The organism is Nevskia sp. (genome assembly GCF_021732705.1).
GTDB lineage: Bacteria > Pseudomonadota > Gammaproteobacteria > Nevskiales > Nevskiaceae > Nevskia.
In genome coordinates, this window is record NZ_JAKFUM010000024.1 from 1 (window position 1) to 21,260 (window position 21,260).

General features: G+C 65.4%; 19 protein-coding genes and 1 pseudogene. 10 read left to right on the forward strand and 10 right to left on the reverse strand.

The genetic code is table 11. The annotated features are described in order from the left end of the window. On the forward strand, positions 1–505 hold a 505-nt coding region (locus QZ951_RS19730; protein ID WP_293003723.1), incomplete at its 5' end, for a zinc-binding dehydrogenase. Between the two features lie 168 nt (positions 506–673). Here QZ951_RS19730 and QZ951_RS19735 read toward each other — a convergent pair. From QZ951_RS19735 to QZ951_RS19770, 8 genes are all read right to left on the reverse strand, one after another. Further along, the gene (locus QZ951_RS19735; protein WP_293003725.1) at positions 674–1,312 is read right to left on the reverse strand and encodes a TIGR04282 family arsenosugar biosynthesis glycosyltransferase; all 639 of its coding nucleotides are present in this window, start codon (positions 1,310–1,312) and stop codon (positions 674–676) included. After that, positions 1,309–1,989: a TIGR04283 family arsenosugar biosynthesis glycosyltransferase gene (locus QZ951_RS19740; RefSeq protein WP_293003727.1), complete on the reverse strand. Its 681-nt coding sequence runs from the start codon at positions 1,987–1,989 to the stop codon at positions 1,309–1,311. Before QZ951_RS19740 ends, QZ951_RS19735 begins: the two co-directional genes overlap by 4 nt. After that, positions 1,986–2,822 carry a sterol desaturase family protein gene (locus QZ951_RS19745; RefSeq protein WP_293003729.1) on the reverse strand — a complete coding sequence of 279 codons (837 nt, stop codon included), beginning with the start codon at positions 2,820–2,822 and terminating at the stop codon, positions 1,986–1,988. The genes QZ951_RS19740 and QZ951_RS19745 overlap by 4 nt, the downstream gene beginning before the upstream one ends. 59 nt (positions 2,823–2,881) lie before the next feature. Further along, positions 2,882–3,562 carry an alpha/beta fold hydrolase gene (locus QZ951_RS19750; protein WP_293003732.1) on the reverse strand — a complete coding sequence of 227 codons (681 nt, stop codon included), beginning with the start codon at positions 3,560–3,562 and terminating at the stop codon, positions 2,882–2,884. Next, positions 3,559–4,158: a DUF547 domain-containing protein gene (locus QZ951_RS19755; protein WP_293003734.1), complete on the reverse strand. Its 600-nt coding sequence runs from the start codon at positions 4,156–4,158 to the stop codon at positions 3,559–3,561. The genes QZ951_RS19750 and QZ951_RS19755 overlap by 4 nt, the downstream gene beginning before the upstream one ends. 243 nt (positions 4,159–4,401) lie before the next feature. Next, a complete protein-coding gene (locus QZ951_RS19760) occupies positions 4,402–6,543 on the reverse strand; it encodes an FAD-dependent oxidoreductase (protein WP_293003736.1) in 2,142 nt (713 codons plus the stop codon). Between the two features lie 101 nt (positions 6,544–6,644). Continuing rightward, entirely contained in the window at positions 6,645–7,718 is a 1,074-nt protein-coding gene (gene arsS / locus QZ951_RS19765) for an arsenosugar biosynthesis radical SAM (seleno)protein ArsS (RefSeq protein ID WP_293003738.1), read from the reverse strand. Next, positions 7,667–8,701, reverse strand: coding sequence for a methyltransferase domain-containing protein (locus QZ951_RS19770; RefSeq protein WP_293003740.1), 1,035 nt, complete (start codon positions 8,699–8,701; stop codon positions 7,667–7,669). The genes arsS and QZ951_RS19770 overlap by 52 nt, the downstream gene beginning before the upstream one ends. A 143-nt stretch (positions 8,702–8,844) precedes the next feature. On the opposite strand from QZ951_RS19770, the pseudogene QZ951_RS19775 reads away from it, so the two are divergent. The 9 genes and pseudogenes from QZ951_RS19775 to QZ951_RS19810 all read left to right on the forward strand — a co-directional run bounded on the left by QZ951_RS19775 (position 8,845) and on the right by QZ951_RS19810 (position 16,166). After that, a pseudogene (locus tag QZ951_RS19775) lies at positions 8,845–9,305 on the forward strand (cupin domain-containing protein). A 28-nt stretch (positions 9,306–9,333) separates the two neighbouring features. Further along, positions 9,334–9,651: a hypothetical protein gene (locus QZ951_RS20445; protein ID WP_366943997.1), complete on the forward strand. Its 318-nt coding sequence runs from the start codon at positions 9,334–9,336 to the stop codon at positions 9,649–9,651. 105 nt (positions 9,652–9,756) lie between these two features. Further along, positions 9,757–10,548 (forward strand): enoyl-CoA hydratase-related protein, encoded by a 792-nt coding sequence (locus QZ951_RS19780; RefSeq protein WP_293003742.1) that lies wholly within the window; start codon positions 9,757–9,759, stop codon positions 10,546–10,548. Positions 10,549–10,592: 44 nt separating this feature from the next. Continuing rightward, positions 10,593–11,852, forward strand: coding sequence for an enoyl-CoA hydratase-related protein (locus tag QZ951_RS19785; protein WP_293003744.1), 1,260 nt, complete (start codon positions 10,593–10,595; stop codon positions 11,850–11,852). Then, entirely contained in the window at positions 11,852–12,283 is a 432-nt protein-coding gene (locus QZ951_RS19790) for a MaoC family dehydratase N-terminal domain-containing protein (RefSeq protein ID WP_293003746.1), read from the forward strand. The genes QZ951_RS19785 and QZ951_RS19790 overlap by 1 nt, the downstream gene beginning before the upstream one ends. Then, positions 12,280–12,681, forward strand: a complete 402-nt coding sequence (locus QZ951_RS19795; RefSeq protein ID WP_293003748.1) for a MaoC/PaaZ C-terminal domain-containing protein — start codon at positions 12,280–12,282, stop codon at positions 12,679–12,681. The genes QZ951_RS19790 and QZ951_RS19795 overlap by 4 nt, the downstream gene beginning before the upstream one ends. Positions 12,682–12,686: 5 nt before the next feature. Further along, the gene (locus QZ951_RS19800) at positions 12,687–13,943 is read left to right on the forward strand and encodes an acetyl-CoA hydrolase/transferase C-terminal domain-containing protein (protein ID WP_293003750.1); all 1,257 of its coding nucleotides are present in this window, start codon (positions 12,687–12,689) and stop codon (positions 13,941–13,943) included. A gap of 44 nt (positions 13,944–13,987) precedes the next feature. Continuing rightward, on the forward strand, positions 13,988–14,917 hold the full coding sequence (locus tag QZ951_RS19805; protein ID WP_293003752.1) for an SDR family NAD(P)-dependent oxidoreductase: 930 nt from the start codon (positions 13,988–13,990) through the stop codon (positions 14,915–14,917). Between the two features lie 64 nt (positions 14,918–14,981). Next, positions 14,982–16,166 carry an acetyl-CoA C-acyltransferase family protein gene (locus QZ951_RS19810; RefSeq protein WP_293003754.1) on the forward strand — a complete coding sequence of 395 codons (1,185 nt, stop codon included), beginning with the start codon at positions 14,982–14,984 and terminating at the stop codon, positions 16,164–16,166. Positions 16,167–16,264: 98 nt separating this feature from the next. Here QZ951_RS19810 and QZ951_RS19815 read toward each other — a convergent pair whose 3' ends face one another. Together QZ951_RS19815 and QZ951_RS19820 are read right to left on the reverse strand one after the other, a co-directional pair. Continuing rightward, the gene (locus QZ951_RS19815) at positions 16,265–18,442 is read right to left on the reverse strand and encodes a hypothetical protein (protein WP_293003756.1); all 2,178 of its coding nucleotides are present in this window, start codon (positions 18,440–18,442) and stop codon (positions 16,265–16,267) included. A 139-nt stretch (positions 18,443–18,581) separates the two neighbouring features. Then, positions 18,582–21,038 (reverse strand): MMPL family transporter, encoded by a 2,457-nt coding sequence (locus tag QZ951_RS19820; RefSeq protein ID WP_293003758.1) that lies wholly within the window; start codon positions 21,036–21,038, stop codon positions 18,582–18,584. Between the last annotated feature and the right edge of the window lie 222 nt (positions 21,039–21,260).

Genomic DNA, 21,260 nt, shown 5'->3' on the forward strand with positions numbered 1-21,260 from the left:
CAGCCAGCAGGCCGGCGCGCGGGCAGTCGCCGTGGTCGGCTCGGATGACAAGGGTCGGCAGGCGATCGCCGACTACGGCTATGAAGCCTTCATCAATTACCGGCAGCCGCTGGAACCACAGTTGAAGGCGACCTGCCCGAACGGCGTCAACGTGTTCTTCGACAACACCGCCGGGCCGATCGCCGACACCGTGATCCGCCACATGGCCTGGTTCGGACGGGTGATCCAGTGCGGCACGATGTCGATCGCGTCATGGGCGCCGAACCCGACCGGCCCGCGCATCGAGCGCGAAATCTTGACCCGCCGCCTGCGCATCGAAGGCTTCGTGATCTTCGATCACCTCAAGCGCTTCGACGAAACGGCAGCCAAGCTGGCCGCGATGCTGAACGACGGCGCACTGCGCTATGCCGAAGACATCGGCGACGACATAGCCAATGCGCCACAGGCGCTGGTCGATGTCTACGAAGGCCGCAACACCGGCAAGAAGCTGATCCGGCTGCGCTGACCGGGTGTGCCGGCCGGCCTGCATTCGCCGGCGAAGACTGTGCATGCACGGTGCGGCATGCAAACGGCATACCCTGCTGTGCGTCCTCGGCAACGCCTGCAACCGCTCGCAAAAGCGCTCGCGCCAATCAGGCCCGGCCGTCCACTGAGTCCGCGAGCCCTGCGCCGCTCAGACAGCGTTGATCGCATGGCCGACGTCAGGACTCCGCAGTGACTGCGGGAGCCGCGACAGATCCTCCGGTTCGTCGATGTCATGCTCGGCCGCCATTACGGTCACCGCCCAGCCGAGACCGTGCAACTGATCCAACGTCGCTGCGGCCACCGCAGCGGTGCTCCACGGAATTCCCGCGAAGATCCGAGGGTGAAAGCGCCGCACGGCCAGCGCCACATAACCGCCATCGTGCGCGGGAACCATCACCGCATCCGTCTCGCGCAAGGCCGCGGCGATCAGGTGCAACTGGCTGCGCTCGAGCGCGGGACAGTCGGTGCCGATCAGCAGGGCCGCTTGTCCACTTTCGATGATCCGCCCGGTGGCGCGCGCCATTCGCGCCCCCAGATCGCCATCACCCTGATCGCTGAGATCGAGGCCGTCGATGTCGCCCCACGCCAGCCAGTACGGATCCTCCGACGGACTTCTGCACAGTTCGACGGTTCCCAGCTTGGCCGCGAGCGCCTCGGCAAGCGTGTGACGCAGCATGCGCTCCGCGAGTGCCGCAGCGCCCTGTGCACCGAGTGCCGGGATCAAGCGCGTCTTGACCTGCCCGGGATGTGGCGCCTTGGCAAACACGACGATGCGCAGCGGTGTCATTGGTAATGCCGCGCCAGCCGCTCGGCGGGGACGCCGAGCCAGTAGGCCAGACGCAGCCGCCACATCAGCATGATGGTGGGCCAGACGCCCCGCGCCTCCCACCGGCGCCCAGACGTCGTCACCTTCACATGGATGCAGGCGGGACGACAGATGCGGCGCAGCCGCTTGCACAGTTCGACGTCTTCCATCAATGGCTGCCGTGGGAATGCCCCAATCGTCACGAATAGCGAACGGCGAACAAACAGGGCCTGATCGCCGGTCGCGATGCCGGTCAAGCGCGACCGCTGGTTGATTGCCCAGGCCACCACCGGAAGCATTCGGGACTTGCCCTCGATTTGCAGATCAAAGCGTCCCCAGCCGCTGCCGGAGCGCGTCAGTGCATCATGTACCAAGCGGTCTGCCGCTGGCGGGAGCACGGTGTCCGCGTGCAGGAACAGCAGCACGTCACCATGGGCTTGTGCCGCGCCCGCGTTCATCTGGAACGCGCGACCGCGCGGGGCCATCAAGCAGGTGAATTCGCGTTTGCGCACCAGGGCGGCCGACCCGTCGTCGCTGCCGGCGTCCACAATGATGACTTCGCAGCCGCGGTCCCGGAACGACTGCAGTTGCGCAAGCAAGTCTGGCAACAGCGCCGCTTCGTTCAATACCGGCACGATGATGGAAAGGGTGGGCGTCACCTGCACTCGGTTCCGTCAGACGCGTCTCCCTGCACCGGCAGCACCGGGAGTCGCAGGCTCCAGCCGAGCCGCATCGGTGCGTCATTCTGGAAGTCGGCAAGGCCCAGCGTCATCTGTGTCTGGCCTTCCCGTGGTGCTGCGCGGAACGTGCCGGCAATCCGGTCCCAGACGGAGAGATTGAAGCCGAAATTGCTGTCCTGCTCGTCACGGTGGATGGAGTGATGAATGCGATGCAGATCCGGCGTCACCAGTACCCGACGCATGACGGCGTCGACCGGGCCCGGCAGGTGCAAGTTGGCGTGATTGAACATCGCCATGCCGTTGAGAACGACCTCGAACACCAGCACCGAAATCCAGGGTGCCCCCAGGGCCAGCACCACGGCCGACTTCAGCACCATCGAGAGCAGGATTTCTCCCGGATGGAAGCGCAGCGCGCTGGAGACATCGAGATCCCGATCCGCGTGGTGGACGCGGTGCCAGCGCCACAGCCAGGACCAACGGTGGAAAGCTCGGTGCTGCGCCCAGATGACACCATCCAAAACCAGCAGGGACAGCATCAGTTTCATCGTCGGCGAAATCTCCAGCTGGTTCAGAACACCCAGCCGATGGTCCGCCCCCCAGCGCGCCACGGCGACGGCGGCAAGCGGAACGCCGGCCACGGCCATCCATCGCAGCGCCAATGCTCCGAGCGCGCCCATCAGCAGATGGGTGCGCCAGCGACTTCCCTGCGGCTGACACCGCGCTCGGCGCGGCCATAGCGCTTCGGCGATTCCCCACAGTGCGAAGCCACCGATGAACAGGGCCGCTCGCAGCGTCGCCGCTGAAGTTTCCATCGATGACGACTCCACAATCGTTCAGCCCAGGGTGTCGGATTTTTCCGAGGCCCGGCTGCTCACGTCCGCATCCCCTCGGCCACGCGCCGCGCCCATTCTGCACCCTGATCCTCCTGCAGGAAATGCCCGGCCCGCAGCCGGGCGTGGGGCTGGCCCTTCGCCCCGGGCACATGGTTCTGCAGCACGGTATCGGCGTTTACGAGAATGGGATCGAGCTCGCCAAAGACGGTCAGGAAAGGTTTCTGAAACCGGCCTAGTGCCCGCGAGGCGGCGCGGTTGGCAGACGCTGCCGGATCGTCCGGTTCCGTCGGCACCCGGCGAGGAAACGCGTGTACCGACCTTGCAGGGATCGTCCGGGAACGGCGCGTCGTACGCGGCGAGCGCCAGTCCTGACAGACCGGCGTGATGTTGCGCCGATCCAGCGCTTCAATGAGGTGAAGCAACCAGTCGATATGGCGCTGATCACTGTAGTCGCCGATATCGGCTGGCTTGTCCGATCGTCCGAGGCCAATCAGGTCGGGTGCGATGGCGCGATAGCCCGCTGCGGCGGATACGTGCATCGTCTTGCGATGGAGAGAGGACCACGTCGGCTCACCATGCAGCATGAGAACGCGTGCGCCGTCGCTGGGGCCGTCCTTTACGTCATGCATGCGCAACTCGCCGAGCTGGACACAGCGCGCCGTCCACGGAAAGTCGCGAATCGCGCTGAAGTTCTGCTCGGGAGTCGTGAGGATGTTCATCGGGCCGCGCCAGTGTGTGAATGGAGGGGCTCACGGTCGAGAAACGAGTGCGTTGTGCGACCAGTCAGAGGACGGAAAGTCGGTCGAGGACTGACCGTTCGCGATGCGGGAGCGTACGGCCGCATCATCCCTGCCAGGCTGGCGTGCGCGGTGAGCCAGCCCCGCAGTGCCGCTCTGTTCGTATCGAAGTCCTCGCCGTACGATTTGAAGATCGACGAAACGGCAAGTTCCCCGCGCGCTGCGTTGAAGCGGTTGCGCGATCGATCGGTGAGGCAGCGCCGCTGCGGGTCATCCAACTCACCTTCAAGACATTCCGCGACGTACGGCTCGGGCCGCAAGGCTGGACAGCCGATCGATGCACAGTTCACGGCGAAGTGAACGCGGACATCGTGATCACGCGGCCGCAATGGCTCGTGCTCACCCCAATCCAGCGTGCGTTGCGCGCCCAGCCGCGTGAAGAACGACTTCTTCCATGACGCACTCGACAGAGAGCCGGGATCGCGGATGGACTTCAAATCCGGATAGCGGCTCAACACCCGATCCCGCGTGAAGCCGTTGTAGGCGTGGATCAGGGATGCCGTCGGTTTCACACGCATCCAGTGTGCAAACTCATCGGACCCGACGTCTAAAGAATTTGCTTCAGGACCGCCGCGAGCGGTGCCGGCTACCTTTTGAGTGATACGTGATCGACTGTGCTCGCATGTCCGCCGGACGACCATCGGTCATGCGCCTGCAGCACCGCTCCGCGGTCGGAGTCGCCGTGATCGAAGGCCGACGCAGCACGGGTCGCGTGGAGCGCGCTCAGCGTGAGGACGCTCCGGACTCTGCGGGACATGGATTCAGGCTCTCCGCCAATCATGAAACCGCTCGACCCATCGCAGCAGGCGTTCTGGCTTGTGCGCCTGTTTCCACTGGCCCGCTGCGTACTTGTTGGCTTCTGCCATGGTCGGGTAGATGTGGATCGTGCCGAGAATCTTGTTCATGCCGAGACCGTGGCGCATCGCCAGCACATATTCGGCGATCAAGTCGCTGGCATGCGCGCCAACGATCGTGACACCGAGGATACGGTCACGGCCTGGCGCCGTGAGCACCTTGACGAAGCCATGCGCCTCGCCATCGGCGATGGCGCGATCGAGCTCCTCCAGCTCGTAGCGAATCACCTCGCAGGCGATGCCCTTTTCCCGGGCTTCGGTTTCGTTGAGACCGACGCGAGCTACCTCGGGCTCGGTGAACGTGGCCCAGGGAATCACAGAGTAGTCGACCTTGAACAGACCGCCACGCAAGGCCAGCAGCGGCCCGAACAGGCTGTTGACCGCGGCATACCAGGCCATGTGCGCTGCCGTATGCGTGAACTGGAAAGGCCCGGCAACATCACCGACAGCGTAGATATTGGGGATGCTTGTCTGCAGGCATTCATTGACCTCGATCACCCGGCCGGTCTTGATACCCAGCACGTCCAGCCCATAACCCTTGAGCCGTGCGACCCGGCCCACCGCGACCAGGATCTCGTCAAAGGCGACTCGGGTTTCCGCGCCGTTTGATTCGCAGACCAGCACTTTTTCGCCGTTCTCCACGACGACCGCCACGGCCTTGGTGTCGACGCGGACATCCACGCCCTCGGCCTTGAAGCGTGCCATGACATGCTCGGAGACATCCGGGTCTTCGCGCATCAGCAGGCGAGGCTGCATTTCCACCTGTGTGACGTGAGAGCCCAGACGGGAAAATGCCTGCGTCAACTCCGAACCGATGGGGCCGCCGCCGAGCACGACCAGTCGTTTCGGGCGTTCACGCAAATTCCAGATCGTGTCCGACGTGAGGAAGCCGGCCTCGGCCAGCCCGGGAATCGGGGGCACGAACGGTTGCGCGCCGGTTGCCAGCACGATGTTGCGCGCGGTGAGGCGTCGGCCGTTGACCTCCACGGTCCACGGATCGATCAGCCGGCCTTCGCCCTGGATGCACTCCACCCCCAGGCGCTCGTAGCGCTCGACCGAATCGTGCGGCTCGATGGCCTTCACCACGCCGGAGACGCGCTCCATGACCTGACGGAAATTCGGCGTGCCGCGCACATCCTCAAAGCCGAACTCGGCTGCCCGCGACAAGTGGCTGGCGAACTTCGCCGAGCGGATCAGCGCCTTGGATGGCACACAGCCGGTGTTGAGGCAGTCGCCACCCATCTGGTGTTTCTCGATGAGGGTGACCTTGGCCTTGACCGCTGCCGCGATGTAGGCGCTGACCAGCCCACCGCTGCCGGCGCCGATCACGATCAGGTTGCGGTCATAACGGCTGGGGCGTGTGTAGCCGCGATAAATCTGACGTGCGCGCACCGCATTGATCAGCGCGCGCGCCAGGTACGGGAACAGCCCGAGCAACACGAACGCTCCGAGCAGGCCGGGGGAAAGGATGCCGCCGAGAGACCGCAATCCAGCGAGTTGCGTGCCTGCGTTCACGAACACCAGCGTTCCAGCCAGCATTCCGATCTGGCTCACCCAGTAGAAGCGACGTACCGGCATGGCGGTGAGGCCGAGCAGCAGGTTGATCAGGAAGAACGGGAACACCGGGATGAGTCGCAGCGTGAACAGGTAGAACGCGCCGTCCTTCTCGATACCGGCGTCGACAGCCTTCAGGCGCTCGGCATATCGGGCCTTGATGGCATCGCGGAGCAGATAGCGGGCGACCAGGAATGCACAGGTCGCGCCGATCGTCGAGGCGAACGAAACGATCACCGCGCCCCAGGCCAGCCCAAAGATCGCACCGGCCGCCAGTGTCAGCACTACTGCGCCCGGCAGCGACAGGGCCGTGGCCACTACATAAATGCCGAAGAACAGGGCCGTGGCGGTCACCGGTTGTGCGTCACGCCACTCCAGCAACTGCGTCCGCTGGGACTGCAGGTAGGCAAGAGACAGGTACTGGCCGAGATCGAATGCGAAGAACCCCGCGACCAGCAACGCGATCACGAGTCCAATGACGATGCGCTGGCGCATGCGGCTTAATATCCTGCGTAATCAAGCGCCGCCAATAACTCGGCAGGCGCGGGGCGGAGAAGGCGGAATTCGAGACGGTGCATGCTTGGACTCCCCGCCGATCAGGACAAGGCGCCGCCGCAAGACGACCCGGCCCCGGCGGTACAGCCGAGGCAATGGCTGCCAAAACGGATACGACGCCGCAGCAGACGCGGCGCGTTGAAATCCCCGAGCGTCATCGCACGACCGTCTTCGTCTGTCACCGCCAAGCCGATCTGCTGGTTGAAGTCGCAATCGAACAGGCGTCCCTCATGATCGACGCTGATCAGATTGCGGCACATCACGCCGACCGCGGCCTGTGGATTGAAGGCCGCCAGCAGCCGATCCATGTACGACTCGTAGTCGCCGTCTTTGCGCAAATGCAGCGAGAACCGATGGATCGGCATGTTGGTGATGGTGAACAGCCGGTTGAAGACGATGCCGTAGCGCTCCGAGAGTTCGCGCCGATAGTCAGCCTCCAGCTTTGCTTGCGGCGGCGGCAGGCTCGCGCCGATGGGGTTGTAGACCAGCGTGAGCTGCAGCCCGCTGCCAGGCTGGCCGTAACCCACGGCATTGAGCCGTCGCAGCGCCTCGATGGACTTCGCGAACACGTTCTTGCCGCGCTGGGTATCGGTGTTCTGCTCCTGATAGCAGGGCAACGAAGAGATGACCTCGACCTGGTGCCGGGCGAAGAACGCCGGCAGATGCGACATCGAGGCCGCCGTGAGCGGATGACCGTCCAGCTGCACCGTCAGGTTGTGCCGGACCATCACCTGACGACCGAGCGCCGCCGCCGACACCACCAGGGATTCGAACTGCGGATGCAGCTCGGGTGCGCCACCGGTGAGATCCAGTTGGCGAATCTCCGGATTGGCCTTGAGAACCTCGATCAGCCGGGCGACATGGTCGGCAGACAGTTGCTCCCGCCGCGCCGGCGAGGCATCGACATGGCAATGGCGACACGCCTGGTTGCAGAGCTTGGTGAGATTGACCTGCAGGGTGGAAACAGCAAGCGGCGGCAGATCCAGCCCGTGCTTGAGCAGAATCGACTCGAAGTCGTGGCGAGCCGCCGCGGTTGACGACTGCGGCATCGATTCCCCGTCCATCAGCAGCAGCTTCCTTCCGATGCCGATGTTGTCAGCGGTGACGGCGCGCAATCGAACAGGCCGAAGTGGTGCGTCTTGTCGCCGTGCAGTTGGAAGTGCGCGGCGTAGCGGGAACCCTGCAGCATGTCGGCGGTATTGCCGCAGACCAGCATCGGTTTGTGGGCAACGAAACGGTGATGATCGTCCAGCACAAAAGCCGCTGGCGTTCCCGCCATCGTGCCGCGATAGGTGGCCACCTGCCCGTAATCCTCGCAGCGGTCCTCCAGCGGCAACTTGAAGGCACGTATCGTGCGCGACGAGAACCGGGCTTCGGCTGCGCGCGCCTCCAGCTCAGGATTGTTGATGACCAGCGCGCGTGCCGACACCGTGCGCACGTCGGCGCAGCCGACGGCCATCATCAGGCGACGAAAATCCTCGATGTACAGCGCACCGCCGAGGCACTCGCCAAGCATCACGGGGTCCTGGGTCAATGCCGCGGGGAGGCGGCGATCCGCGAAGACATCGGAAAAATACAGCTCGCCGCCCGGCTTGAGCACGCGGAAGATCTCGCGGAACACGCGGGGCTTGTCCGGCGAAAGGTTGATCACGCAGTTGCTGACCACCACATCGACACTGGCATCGTCGATGGCGCTCAGATCTTCGATGTAACCATCCAGGAACTCGGTGTTGGCAAACCCGAAGCGCTCGGCGTGCCAGGACTGGGTGCTGCGCGCCACCGCCAGTTGTTCCGCGGTCATGTCGAGTCCGATCACCCGGCCCTGCGCACCCGCCAGTTGCGCCAGCACATAGCAATCGCGGCCGGACCCGCAGCCGAGATCCAGCACGGTCAAGCCTTCCAGCAGCTCGGGAATCGGTGATCCACAGCCGTAGAAGCGCTTGATCACGTCCTCGTGCACGTTCCGCAGCGCTGCGAGCACTCGCGGTGGCGGGGTTTCGACGAGACAACAGGCGCTGGTCTTCAGGTCGGTGGTGGACTGCAGCACCTTGCCGTAATAGTCCTGCACGCTTCGATGAGGATTCAGGTCGCCGTCCATCGGATTTCTTGGTGGGGAAAGGATCAGCCAATTCTGGCCCGGATCAACGACGTGATCGTCCGCTCAAGAGGCTTTATGACTGAGCGTCCGCACATCGTATGCTGATGATGCGGTCCGAATGCACACGCAGGAGTCCGGGATTTATGTCGAAGCATCCAGAAGCCGACTTGCTATCGTCTGTCCTGTCGGCCTGCCCACTGCGCGCCGGGGTCGATGGACAACCTCGTTTCTGCGGTCACTGGCTGCATGGCACTGCCGGTATGCGCCGGGATGCTTTCCACCCGATTGGCGAGGAGCAGTGCTGGCTGCACCTGCAGCAGCCGTCTGAACCAACGCCGTTGGCGGCAGGCGATCGGGTGGTTCCGCCCCACGACTCCTCGCATCGGCTATCGGCGATGCCGCACCAGCGGGGACGGAAAACATCGTGCCCGCCGAGCAGGGTGGCCTACACACGATCATGGTCTGCCGCGACTTCGAAGTCGCGCAGGGCGACAACAACCCTGTTCTGGACGCGCTGCCAGAAGTCTTGCTGATCCATCGCGAGGGCCGTGGCAGGCCCTTGGCAGCCTTGGGCGAACTGATGCTGTCCGCTGACGCGTGCTGAACGGGCGCTTCGAAATCCACAAGTTTCCGTGGCCGCCGTTGCCGAACAGATGGGATACGAGACAGAAGCGGCGTTTCGGAAGGCGTTCAAGCGCGTCCACGGCGTCGGGCCTTCGGCAACAGGTCCGCGGATTGCCCACGCGCCGTGGCGCTCACGCCACCGGCGCGCAGTTCATCTCGGGCCGACCACGCTGTTTCACGGGGCACTGCCTGAGCGGCGCACTGATTGTTCTCGCTCGGCAGCCGCGATTGGTGAGCCACGACAACACGCGTATCGGCAGCTGACGGGGACTCGACCCCGGCGGTTACGGGCACGCCCGCACATGCCCAAACGCCTGCCGCTTTGATATTATTGTATGGTTCCATACGAATAGCCCTTTCCCTGATGCTGCCACCATGGAAACGGCTACCGAGTTTCGTCCGTACCCCCTCAAACCTGCTCGAGATACGCCATGTCGAACTACAAGGACATCACCTACGAAGTCGGCGAGAACGCCGTCCGCATCACCATCAACCGTCCGGAAGTGTTCAACGCGTTCCGCAACCAGACGGTCGAGGAGCTGATCGACGCCTTCCGCCGCGCCGACGAGGAAAAGTCGGTCAACACGGTGATTTTCGGCGGCGCCGGCGACAAGGCGTTCTGCACCGGCGGCGACCAGAAGGTGCATTACTCCGACGATGGCCTGTACGGTCCGCGCGGCATGGTCGGCTTCCCGATCGAGGAACTGCAGACCGCGATCCGCGACTGCCGCAAGGTGGTCATTGCCCGCGTGCAGGGTTTCGCGATCGGCGGCGGCAACGTGTTCTGCACCATCTGCGACCTGACCATCGCCTCCGAGAAGGCGCAGTTCGGCCAGGTCGGCCCGAAGGTCGGCTCGGTCGATCCGGGCTTCGGCACTGCCTATCTCGCCCGCTGCGTCGGCGAGAAGAAGGCGCGAGAGATCTGGTTCCTGTGCCGCCGCTACAAGGCGCAGGAAGCGCTGGAAATGGGCCTCGTGAACAAGGTCGTGCCGCACGACCAGCTAGACGCCGAGTGCGAAGCTTGGGCCGCCGAGATCAACGTGCTGAGCCCGACGGCAATCGCCATCGCCAAGCGTTCGTTCAACGCCGACAGCGAGAACATCCGCGGCATCAGCTTCATGGGCGTGGCCGCGGTGAAGGGCTACTACCAGAGCGAGGAATCGAAGGAAGGCGTGCGTGCCTTCAATGAGAAGCGCAAGCCGGATTTCAAGAAGTACGTCTGAACCGAGCCGTTCCACCCGAGCCAGCACCCGCCCCGAGCCTGACCATGTTCAACGACGCCAACATCCAGACCGAACTCGACGCCGACGGCATTCTTCTCGCCCGCATCGACATGCAGGGCCGCACGATGAATGTCTTTTCGCGCGCCATGATGGATTCGCTGGATGCGCTGATGACGTTCGTCGCCGGCGAGCCGGCGGTCAAGGGCGTGGTGCTGACCTCGGGCAAGTCGGCCTTCCTCGCCGGTGCCGACCTGGACATGATCCGGGTCTTCACCGAGCGGGCGAAGGTCGATGCCGTTCCCGAACTGAACAAGCTGTTCGGCCATCTCGGCCGGCTGTTCCGCCGTCTCGAACTGTCCACCAAGCCGTACGTCGCCGCCATCAACGGACTGGCACTCGGCGGCGGTCTGGAAGTCGCGCTGGCCTGCCACGCGCGCGTGGTGCTGGATGATGAGAAGGCCGTGCAGCTCGGCCTGCCGGAAATCAAACTCGGTCTGCTGCCGGGCGCCGGCGGCACCCAGCGCCTGCCGCGCCTGATCGGCACCGAAAAGGGTCTGCAGATGCTGCTCAGCGGCGATCCGGTCGGCCCGGCCGAAGCGCTGAAACTCAAGCTGGTCGATGCCGTGGTGCCGGCCGATCAGCTGATCGCCAAGGCGAAGGAAATCGCCCGGTCGATGCCACAGCCGCGTGCGCTGTGGGATCGCCACGGCGCTGCGTTCGACGCCGCTCCCTACGATTTCAGCAGCCCGGTGGTCACCGCGACGATCGCCAAGGCGGTCGGCATCAGCGACTACCAGCTGCAGTATTACCCGGCCTACACGGCCATCATCAACTGCGTGGTCGGCGGCTGGAACCTGCCGCTGACGCCGGCCTGCGAACACGAGATGGAGATCTTCGTCGAGCTGATGCGCGACCCGGTCGCCGGCAACATGGTGCGCACGCTGTTCCTCAACCGCCTGAAGGCCTCGAAGCTCGGCCTGCTGGCGCCGGATTCGGTCCTGACCCGCGGCGAGCACGCGCTGATTCCGGCGCTGAAGGCCTCGAACGATCAGGCCAAGGCCAGCGGCGCCGACGAAGCGACCAAGCTGGCGCTGGCGACCGTCGCAGCACTGCGTTGCGCTGCGGCCGGCACGGTCGAGCAGCCGGAGCTGGCCGATGTCGCCGCCGTGATCGGCGGCCTGTTCCCGTCGTACGCCGGCGGCCCGTTCACCCACGCCCGCCAGATCGGCGCCGCTGCACTGGCGAAGCTGGCCGGTGACGACGCCGCGATCGCCGCGTTCTTCGCCGAACCCGCTGCCGCGTAATGGCCATCGACCGCGCCCATCTCGGCTACGCGCTGCCGCCATTCACCGTCGAGGTCACGGCGGCGCGCATCGCGCTGTTCCTGAAAGCGATCGGCGCCGAGGACGGCCCGCAGGATGTCGCGCCGCCGACCTTCATGAAGGCCGTCGAAGGCGAGCAGAACAGCTCGCGACGGATTCTGGAAACGCTGGGTGTCGACCTGCGTCGCGTGCTGCACGCCGAACAGCAGTTCGACTACCTCGGCCCGATTCGCGCGGGCGATTCCGTGACCGTGCAGCGCACGGTCACCGATCTCTACGACAAGAAGAACGGCGCGATGGATTTCATCGTCATCGAATCGACGGTGAGTCACGCCGAGCGCGGCCTGCTCGGCCGTTCGCGGCAGGTGGTGCTGGTACGCAATCCGCAGCCCAAGGCGGCGCCGAACGTATGAACCTCGAAACCGCAAATCCCGGCGACCTGATCGCCGAATACCAGACCGGCCCGATCCCGCGCGAGCAGCTGGCGCTGTATGCCGAAGCGTCCGGTGACAGCAATCCGCTGCATCTGGAAACCGCGTTCGCCCAGAAGGCCGGCTTCGACGACGTGATCGTCCACGGCATGCTCGGCATGGCGCTGCTTGGCCGGCTGGTCAGCACACAGTTCGAGGCGTTCACGCTGACCCGGTTCGATGCCCGCTTCGTCGCGGTGCTGCCGGTCAACCAATCGCTGCGCTGCACGGCCAAGCTCGCCAGCCGCGCGGCGGATGGCCTGACGCTCGATCTGGAAGCCTTCGACAGCAACGGCAAGTCGATCATCGTCGGCAGTGCTGCGCTGGCGAATCCGGCCTGAACCTGATGAGTCAGAAGCTGGAAGTTGCCGATGTCGTCGCCGGGCTCAAGCCCGGCATGACGGTGTTCGTGCCCGGCCTCGCGGGTGAAAGCCTCGCTTTTCACGAAGCGCTGAAAGCCGCGCCCGACAAGGCTGCCGGCGTCCGCTTCGTCGGCCTGCACTTCCCCGGCATCAACCGCAGCGATTACCTCGGTCTGCATCCACAGGCGCGTCAGCGCGCCTACGTGATGACGCCTGGGCTACGCCCCGGTCTGGCCGACGGCCGCGCCGAGCTGGCGACGCTCGACTATCCCGGCATTTATCGCGATCTCGCGGCGCGTGCCGTTGAAGTCGATCTGGTCATCGCCCAAGTCAGCCCGCCGGATGCCAGCGGCACTTGCAGCTTTGGCCCGAGCAGCGATTTCCATCCGGCGGTGTGGGCGAAAGCCAAGCGCCGCGTGCTGCACATCAATCCGAACGTGCCGCGCACCCGCGGCTCGTTCTCGGTGAAGCTCGCCGAGGTCGACGGCTGGTTCGAGGCCGACAGCGCGCTGGTCCATTACGACGCCGGCAGCAGCAATCCGGCGATCGAGCAGCACGCCGCGCTGGTCGCCAGTCTGGTCCGCGACGGCGACACGCTGGAGTTCGGCGTCGGCAAGCTGCCGGGCGCGATTCTCGCGGCGCTCGCCAACCATCGATCCTTGCGGATCTGGTCGGGCATGGTCACCGACGCGGTGTCGAAGCTGGTCGATGCCGGGGCGATTGCCGCCAAGGGCGCGATCGACGCCGGGGTCGCGCTCGGCGATGCCGCGTACTACGCACGGTTGGAACGCGACGACAGCTACTTCTTCAGGCCGGTCAGCGAGACCCACGACATCCGCCGGATCGCCGCGATCGACAACTTCTGCGCGATCAATTCGGCAGTGGAAGTTGATCTGTTCGGTCAGGTCAATGCCGACAGCCTGAACGGCAAGCTGATGGCCGGCGTCGGTGGCCTGCCGGCCTTCGTCGCCGGTGCGCAACTGTCGAACGGCGGTCGCTCGATCGTCGCCCTGCCGGCCGCGACCGACGACGGCCGCTTCACCCGCATCGTGTCCCGCTTCAACAACGGTCTGGTCGCACTGCCGCGCCATGCCGCCGATTACGTGGTCACCGAGCACGGCATCGCCGAACTGCGCGGCCGTGATCTTCGCGGCCGCGCCGAAGCGCTGATCGCGGTGGCTGCACCGGCATTCCGGGCGCAGCTCGCCGCCGAGTGGGACGAAATCCTGCGCAAGCTCTGAACCCGACCCGTCCGAACAACCCCGTCACACAAGGAACCCTCTCCATGTCCCATCCGACTGCAACGGGCCTGCTGGCCGGCAAGGTCGTTCTCGTCACCGGCGCCGGTCGCGGCATCGGCCGCGGCATCGCGCTGGAACTGGCCAAGGCTGGTGCCAAGGTCGTCGTCAATGATCTCGGCGTGTCGCTGACCGGCGACGCCAGCAGTGAATCGCCGGCCGAGAGCGTGGTCCGCGAAATCAGGGAACTGGGCAGCGATGCGATTGCCGACACCCATTCCGTGGCGAGCTTCGACGGCGCGCAGGCGATGATCGAAGCCGCTCGCAGCGCGTTCGGCCGCATCGACTGCGTGGTCAACAACGCCGGCAACCTGCGCGACGTGATCTTCCACAAGATGTCGGAAGAGGAATTTGATGCCGTCATCGCCGTGCACCTGAAGGGCTCGTGGAACACCAGCCGCGCCGCCGCCCCGTATTTCAAGGAACAGGGCTCGGGCAGCTTCATCCACATGACCTCGACCTCCGGTCTGGTCGGCAACTTCGGCCAGGCCAACTACTGCGCGGCCAAGCTCGGCATCGTCGGCTTGAGCAAGGCCATTGCGCTCGACATGCAGCGCTTCGGCGTGCGTTCGAACGCCATCGCGCCGTTCGCCTGGACGCGCATGGTCAGCTCGATTCCGGACGAGACGCCGGAGCAGAAGAAGCGCGTCGAAGGCCTGAAGAAGCTGATTCCGGAGAAGATCGCGCCGTTCGTCGCCGCGCTCGCCAGCGACGCCGCGAAGCATGTGACCGGCCAGATCTTCGGCGTGCGCAACAACGAGATCTACCTGTTCAGCCAGCCGCGCCCGATCCGCACCGCGCACACCGCCGAGGGCTGGACGCCGGAAGCGATCGTCGATCGGGTGTTCCCGCAGTTCCAGAACGATTTCTATCCGCTGCACCGCTCGGGTGACGTGTTCACCTGGGACCCGGTCTGAAATCGAAACCTCGAGTCCGTAAGATTCGCGCGCGGTGGCGGTCCCCATTCATTCGGAGAACACGATGTCCAAGCGGGAAGTGGTGGTGGTAGGCGCGATGCGCACGGCGATCGGCAGCTTCGGCGGCACCTTGAAGGACGTGCCGTTGACGACTCTGGCGACGACGGCCGTCAAGGCCGCGCTCGTCCATGCCGGCGTCAAGCCGGAAGACGTCGGCCACATGGTGATGGGCAACGTCATCCCGACCGAGCCGCGCGATGCTTATCTTGGGCGTGTCGCTGCCGTCGAAGCCGGCATCCCGAAGGAAACCCCGGCCTTCAACGTCAACCGCCTCTGCGGTTCCGGCGTGCAGGCGATCATTTCGGCCGCGCAGGCGATCCTGCTCGGGGACTGCGACATCGCCATCGGCGCCGGTGCCGAAGCGATGAGCCGCGGCCCGTACCTGCTGCCGGCCGGCCGCTGGGGCGCGCGCATGGGCGACGCCAAGATGCTCGACTACATGACCGGCATCCTTCACGACCCGTTCCATGCGATCCACATGGGCATCACCGCCGAGAACGTCGCCGCCCGCTACGGCATCACGCGCGAGATGCAGGATGCGCTGGCCGTGACCAGCCAGCAGCGCGCTGCCAAGGCGATCGCCGAAGGCCGCTTCAAGGGCCAGATCACGCCGGTCGAGATCCAGACCCGCAAGGGCCCGATCCAGTTCGACACCGACGAGAACGTGCGTGGCGACTCGAATGTCGAGACGCTGGCCAAGATGAAGGCCGTGTTCAAGAAGGACGGTCTGGTCACCGCCGGCAATGCCTCGGGCATCAATGACGGCGCCGCCGCCGTGGTGCTCGCCGAAGCCGGTCGTGCCGCCGCGCTGGGGCTCAAGCCGTTGGCCCGTCTGGTCGCCTACGGGCACGCGGGTGTCGAGCCGGAATACATGGGCATCGGCCCGGTGCCGGCGTCGAAGATCGCGCTGGCCAAGGCTGGCCTCAAGGTGTCGGACATGGACGTCATCGAGGCCAATGAAGCCTTCGCGGCACAGGCCTGTGCGGTGACGCAGGAACTGGGTCTCGACCCGGCCAAGGTCAACCCGAATGGCTCCGGCATCTCGCTCGGCCATCCGGTTGGCGCCACTGGCGCGATCATCACCACCAAGGCGATCCACGAGCTGCACCGCACCGGCGGTCGTTACGCGCTGGTGACGATGTGCATCGGTGGTGGTCAGGGCATCGCGGCGATCTTCGAGCGCGTTTGAGCCGCTGATCGAAAAGCCCCGCCGCGAGTGATCGCAGCGGGGCTTCTTTCATTGCGCGCTTCAGATGAACGTAGCGCTGAGCACCATGCCGGCGGCGTTCAACGGCAGCCTTCGCCGCAGGCCACGCCGCCATCGCGCGTATCGAGCTGCGGCTGCTCTTCGGCACGCGCAGCCAGCAGCAGGGCCGAGCGCAGATAGCCATGCACCGTGTCCCGGCGAGCATCGAGATGCTTCAGCGCCATCGCCTGCAGGCTGTCGGCGCTGGCGACCTGATGCTGCGCGATCCGGCTCTTCAGCGAGGCCAGCCGTTCCTGAACGATGCGCGCCTCGTCGCCCGTGACGGTGGTCAGTTCGCGGTCGGCCTCGGTCATCGTGGCGATGAGCCGAGCCAACGCCTGCTGTTCGGCCACCGCCGAGTAGACGGGCAGCGTCGCGCTGTCCGGGATCAGATGCAGGCGGTCGCTCAGAATGGTCAGGTCATCGGCGTCGCTGCTGTCGCGCAGGGCTTTCACCAGACTGCCACTGCGGACGAAGCTGGCGCTGTTGCCGATCTCGGCTTCGACGTCGCGCAAGGTGGCGATCGCCATCGCATAGCTGCGGCGTGCAGCGTCGACATCACGCAGCTGATCCTGCGCGTAGGCGGTCGCCAGCCAGGCTTCCTGCACGGCGGGATCACGCGGGTCGCGGTCGAGCAGCACCTTCCAGACCACCAGCGCGCGGCGCAGACCATCCATCCGGTTCTTCGGTGGATCGTCGCGCTCGAAGCTGCGCGGGCCGACCTTGCCGCCCAGTTCCGGCTCCAGCACCTTCAGCCGCGTCAGCGAATTGCGCAGCGGTGCCGGCAGGTCATCAAGCTGGTCCGGTACGCGCGCGCCTTCCCGGCCGAGCACGATTCTCGGCAGGCGCTCGCCGTTCGGAGCCAGTTGCGCCCAGCCCATCCCGAGCAGGGCCGAGTTCGACGACAGGCCTTCGCTGCGCACGCGGCCGAGCACGCCGAGCGCGGTGCGGCCCTGCTTCTGCCGCAGGAAATGCCAGCCCAGCGCGACGTTGGCCTTGTCGCGCAGCGCCAGCAGTTCGGGATCGGCGCTTGCACTGCGGCCGATCAGATCAAGCCAGCTCAGGCCGCGCTTCTCGTCGCCATTCCGGATCATCGCGATGGCGAGGTTGTAGCGGGTGTAGCCCGTCGCGCGCTGGGCGTCGACCGACGCGTTCATGTAACGGAACGCATCGATCGATTCGGTATTGGCCGCTTGCAGCGTCCTGCTGGCATCGGCGGCGTTCTGCCGCGCCAACTGCAGAAGGCCGTGCGTCTGGCGCCAGTCCGCCTGCCGGTACTCGGGCAGCGCCGTGCGCGCTGACTCCAGCAACGCGGCAGCACCGTCGAGATCGCCGATCGAGAACCGCGCCTCGGCCAGATGCAGGCGTTCGGTCGCGACCTCGGCCTTGGCCACGTTGCCTGCGGCCAGGCGATCGCAGATGGCCTGCGCGGATTCCAGCAGGCCCAGCTGCCGCATCGTCGCCGCCGTGCTCAGCCAGTATTCCGGCGCCAGCCGGCTTTCATCGCCGACGCCGGGCGCGATGGCCAGCAGCTCGATCAGCGCGTCGTCGAGCCTGCCGATGCGGGCGAGGCTTCGGGCCGTGGCCAGCGCCGGGTCTGCATCGTCGCCGCGGCGATAGCGTCCATCGGCGAGCAGCGGACGCTTCACCGCATCCAGCGGCACGCCAAGCACGCTGCGCGCCGCCGTCGGGTCGAGCTGCAGTCGGCGCAGCCGCAGGACCGGGCTGCTGACGGTGCCGGTATCGAGCCGCAGGTCGTACTCCGTCGGGCCTTCGGTCTTGTCCAGCGACTGGTCCACGCTCACGCGCTGCGGGTCGGTCTTGCCGGCGGCGACGGGGGCCAGCAGCAGCTCGGCATGCAGACGATGGCTGCCTTCCGGCAAGGCGATGCGGGTCAGCCGCAAGGCATCGTTGTAGTCGGCGAGCGCCGCCGCTTCCGCTTCGTCGAGGTCGCGGCCTGCGGGCGGCTGATCATCGATCTGCCATTCGATCCGGCGGATCAGGCGGCGGTTGAGCCCTGCCTGCCGCAGGTAGAGATTGACCCGATCGGCCTCCGGCGCGCGATCGGCATCGCGCAGGCGGCCAGCCTCGGCAATGGCGCGGTAAGCCTCGAGGCGCAGCGCATCGATGCCGGGCGGCGGCGCATCGTCGGCACGCGCACTCGCCGCGCTGCAAGCCAGCAGCAGCGCCGGGGTGATCCATGACAGGAACCGGATCATCGGTGTTCTCCCTTCCTCACGAAAAACGGCAGTGCATTTCGCGAGAAATGCACTGCCGTCGATGATACCCATGCCGCGTGCCGCGGACCTCGCCCGCGCGATGCGTGCATGCACGTCATCGCGCGGGTGCCGGCGCCGATCAGCTGGCGTTGTGCGCCGATGCCGGTGTGGTCATGAACTGCGACAGGTCGATGTTTTCGCCGACCGCCAGATCCTCGCGGCCTGCAAACTTCGGCTTCACCAGCCAGATGATCAGCGGCAGCACGACCAGCGACAGCACCATGTTGATCAGCATGATCGCGACCAGCAGCATGCCCATGTCGGCCATGAACTTGAAGTCGGACAGGAAGTACCACGGCAGGATGCCGGCGAGCATGATCGAGGCGGTGAACATGATCGCCTTGCCGGTCGTGGTCAACGCCGTGGTGATCGCCTTCTCCCAATTCTTGCCTTGCGCGGAATACTCCTCGCAGATTCGCGACAGCAGATAGATGCCGTAGTCGATGCCGACACCGACACCCATCACCGCGACGATGACCGCGTTGATGTCGAGACCGATGCCGAGCGAGTACATCGCCGCGTTCAGCAGGAAGTTCGACAGATTCACCGGGATCAGCAGCAGGATCGCGGCCACCACCGAGCGGTAGGCGTAGCCGGCGATGACGGCAATGGCGATGTTGACCATGCCGAGGATGAACCAGTGGTAACGATGCACGACGTTGTTCATCGCCTGCTGCAGCGCGATGAAGCCGGTGCCGAGGCGCACGTTGAATGCCTCGTGATCCTTGCCGACGATGTCGACCGCACGCTGGGCACTGGCCAGCGCCGCATCGACCGTTTCCTGCTTGTTGTCGGCGTACCACAGCGACACCGTGGAGTGCTGCGCCTCGAAGTCCATCACGTGGCCGAAGTTCAGCGGGGTGGAGCCGAACATCACCGCCTGGCCGGCGCTGTAGGCGGCGCGCTTGGTCGGATCGATCGGCAGCCACTGCGGGTTGCCGCCGGCGAACAGGCGGTTGCCTTCGGCCTGATAGTCGCTGAACGACAGCGTGGCGCGCGGCTTCAGGATCGGGTCGGATTCGACGATGGCCTGGATCTTCGAGCGCACCAGCATCGCTTCCGGCGACAGGGCGACACGGTTGGTGCCGTCCTTGTCGTTCTTCGACTCGATGACGATTTCAAGCGTGTTGGTGCCGGGGAAGTGCGCGTTGATCGCACGGACCGCGGTGTTGAACTCGGAGTCGTAGTGCAGCAGGTTGGAGCCTTCGACCGGGTTGCCGATCTTGATCTCGAACGACGCCCAGATGCCCCAGATGCCGAGCAGCACGGTGAAGATCGAGGTGTAGATCGCCGGCTTGCCATAGGTGGTCCGGGCGATGCGGTTCAGCAGGTTCTTCTGGAACAGGTGAATGCCGGTTTCCTTGCCTTCGCCGCCGGAGATGCGCTCGATGTTCTTCGGCAGCGGCAGATACGACAGCAGGATCGAGATCAGGAACACGCCGGTCGGGATGATCCACAGCGCCCAGGCGCCGCAGAACAGCGCATGGTTGACCATCGTGGTGATCGGCGCGATCGCGATGAAGATGATGCCGAACACGTCGGTCATGATGCCGAGGATCGACGGCGCCATCATCACGCCCATCGTGATTTCGGCGGCTTTTCGCTTGTCGCCGATGTGGGTCAGGATTTCGTAGTAGCGCTCGGTGAACTGGATGCAGTGCGAGAAGGTTCGCGCCACCAGCAACAGCGGCACGATCATCAGCAGCGGTTCAACCGGCTTGTCGATCCAGCCGATGAACCCGAAACCCCAGATGCCCGCCATCGTCGCGCAGACGATCGGCGTGACTACGCCGGCGACGTTGCGCATGTACATCACCAGCGCGATCGTCAGCAGCAGGATCGTCACGCCGAAGATCAGGTAGGTCTGGTGCTGGAACTTGTAGACCCAGCCGGTGAGCGCCGGCTGCCCGGCGAGGAACACCGCGTGGTTCTCGTCGGCGGCGGCCTTGACCAGCCCATCCACGTAGTTGAAGGCGATGCCGTAGTCGACCGAGGTCTGGAAGGTGGCACTGATCAGGGTCGACGAGCCATCGGCCGAGACATAGAAGTTGCGGGCGTTCGGCGACTGCGCCACGCGGCGGCGGAAGTCCTCGACTTCCTCGTCGTTCTTCGGAACGGCATCGCCCATCAGCGGGCGCACGTCGACGCCCTGCGGCGTGGCTTCGACATAACGCAGCTTTTCGGTCGAGATCGAGATGATCTGGTCGTGGTCGACACCTTCGGTCAAGTCGATGTTGCGCGTCAGGTCCCAGACCTTCTGCAGCGTGTCGGCGTGATAGATGTCGCCGTCCTTGCGCTTGACCATCACGAACATGGTCAGCGGATTGCCGAAGTTGGGATGCGCGTTGTAGATCTTCACGAACTCGTCGTCCTGCGGCAGCAGGTCGGCGAACACGGTCTTGATCTGCACACGCGGAATGCCGGCCATGAAGGCCAGCGTGACGAGGACGAAGGCAATCAGCACCGAGCCGCGCCGATCCATGATCCATTTGGCGAGGCGGAAGCGCAGCGGCGGCACGGCGGTAGTCTGGTTCATGGCAGTCAATCAAGAATCCGTGAGGGTATGAAGCAGGGCCCGCTCGCGGCCACCGGATTCCCGGAGCCGCAACTAAGCCACTTTCAGCGCAGTTCCGTCGCTGGAACTGCTACGCACAGCGTGTCGGGCGCAGCCCCGTGTGCACGATGCCGAGGCACCGGTCATTCGAGGCCTGCGTGCCGGACCGATGTCGGCCCGGACGAGGTCATCGCCCGGGCCTGA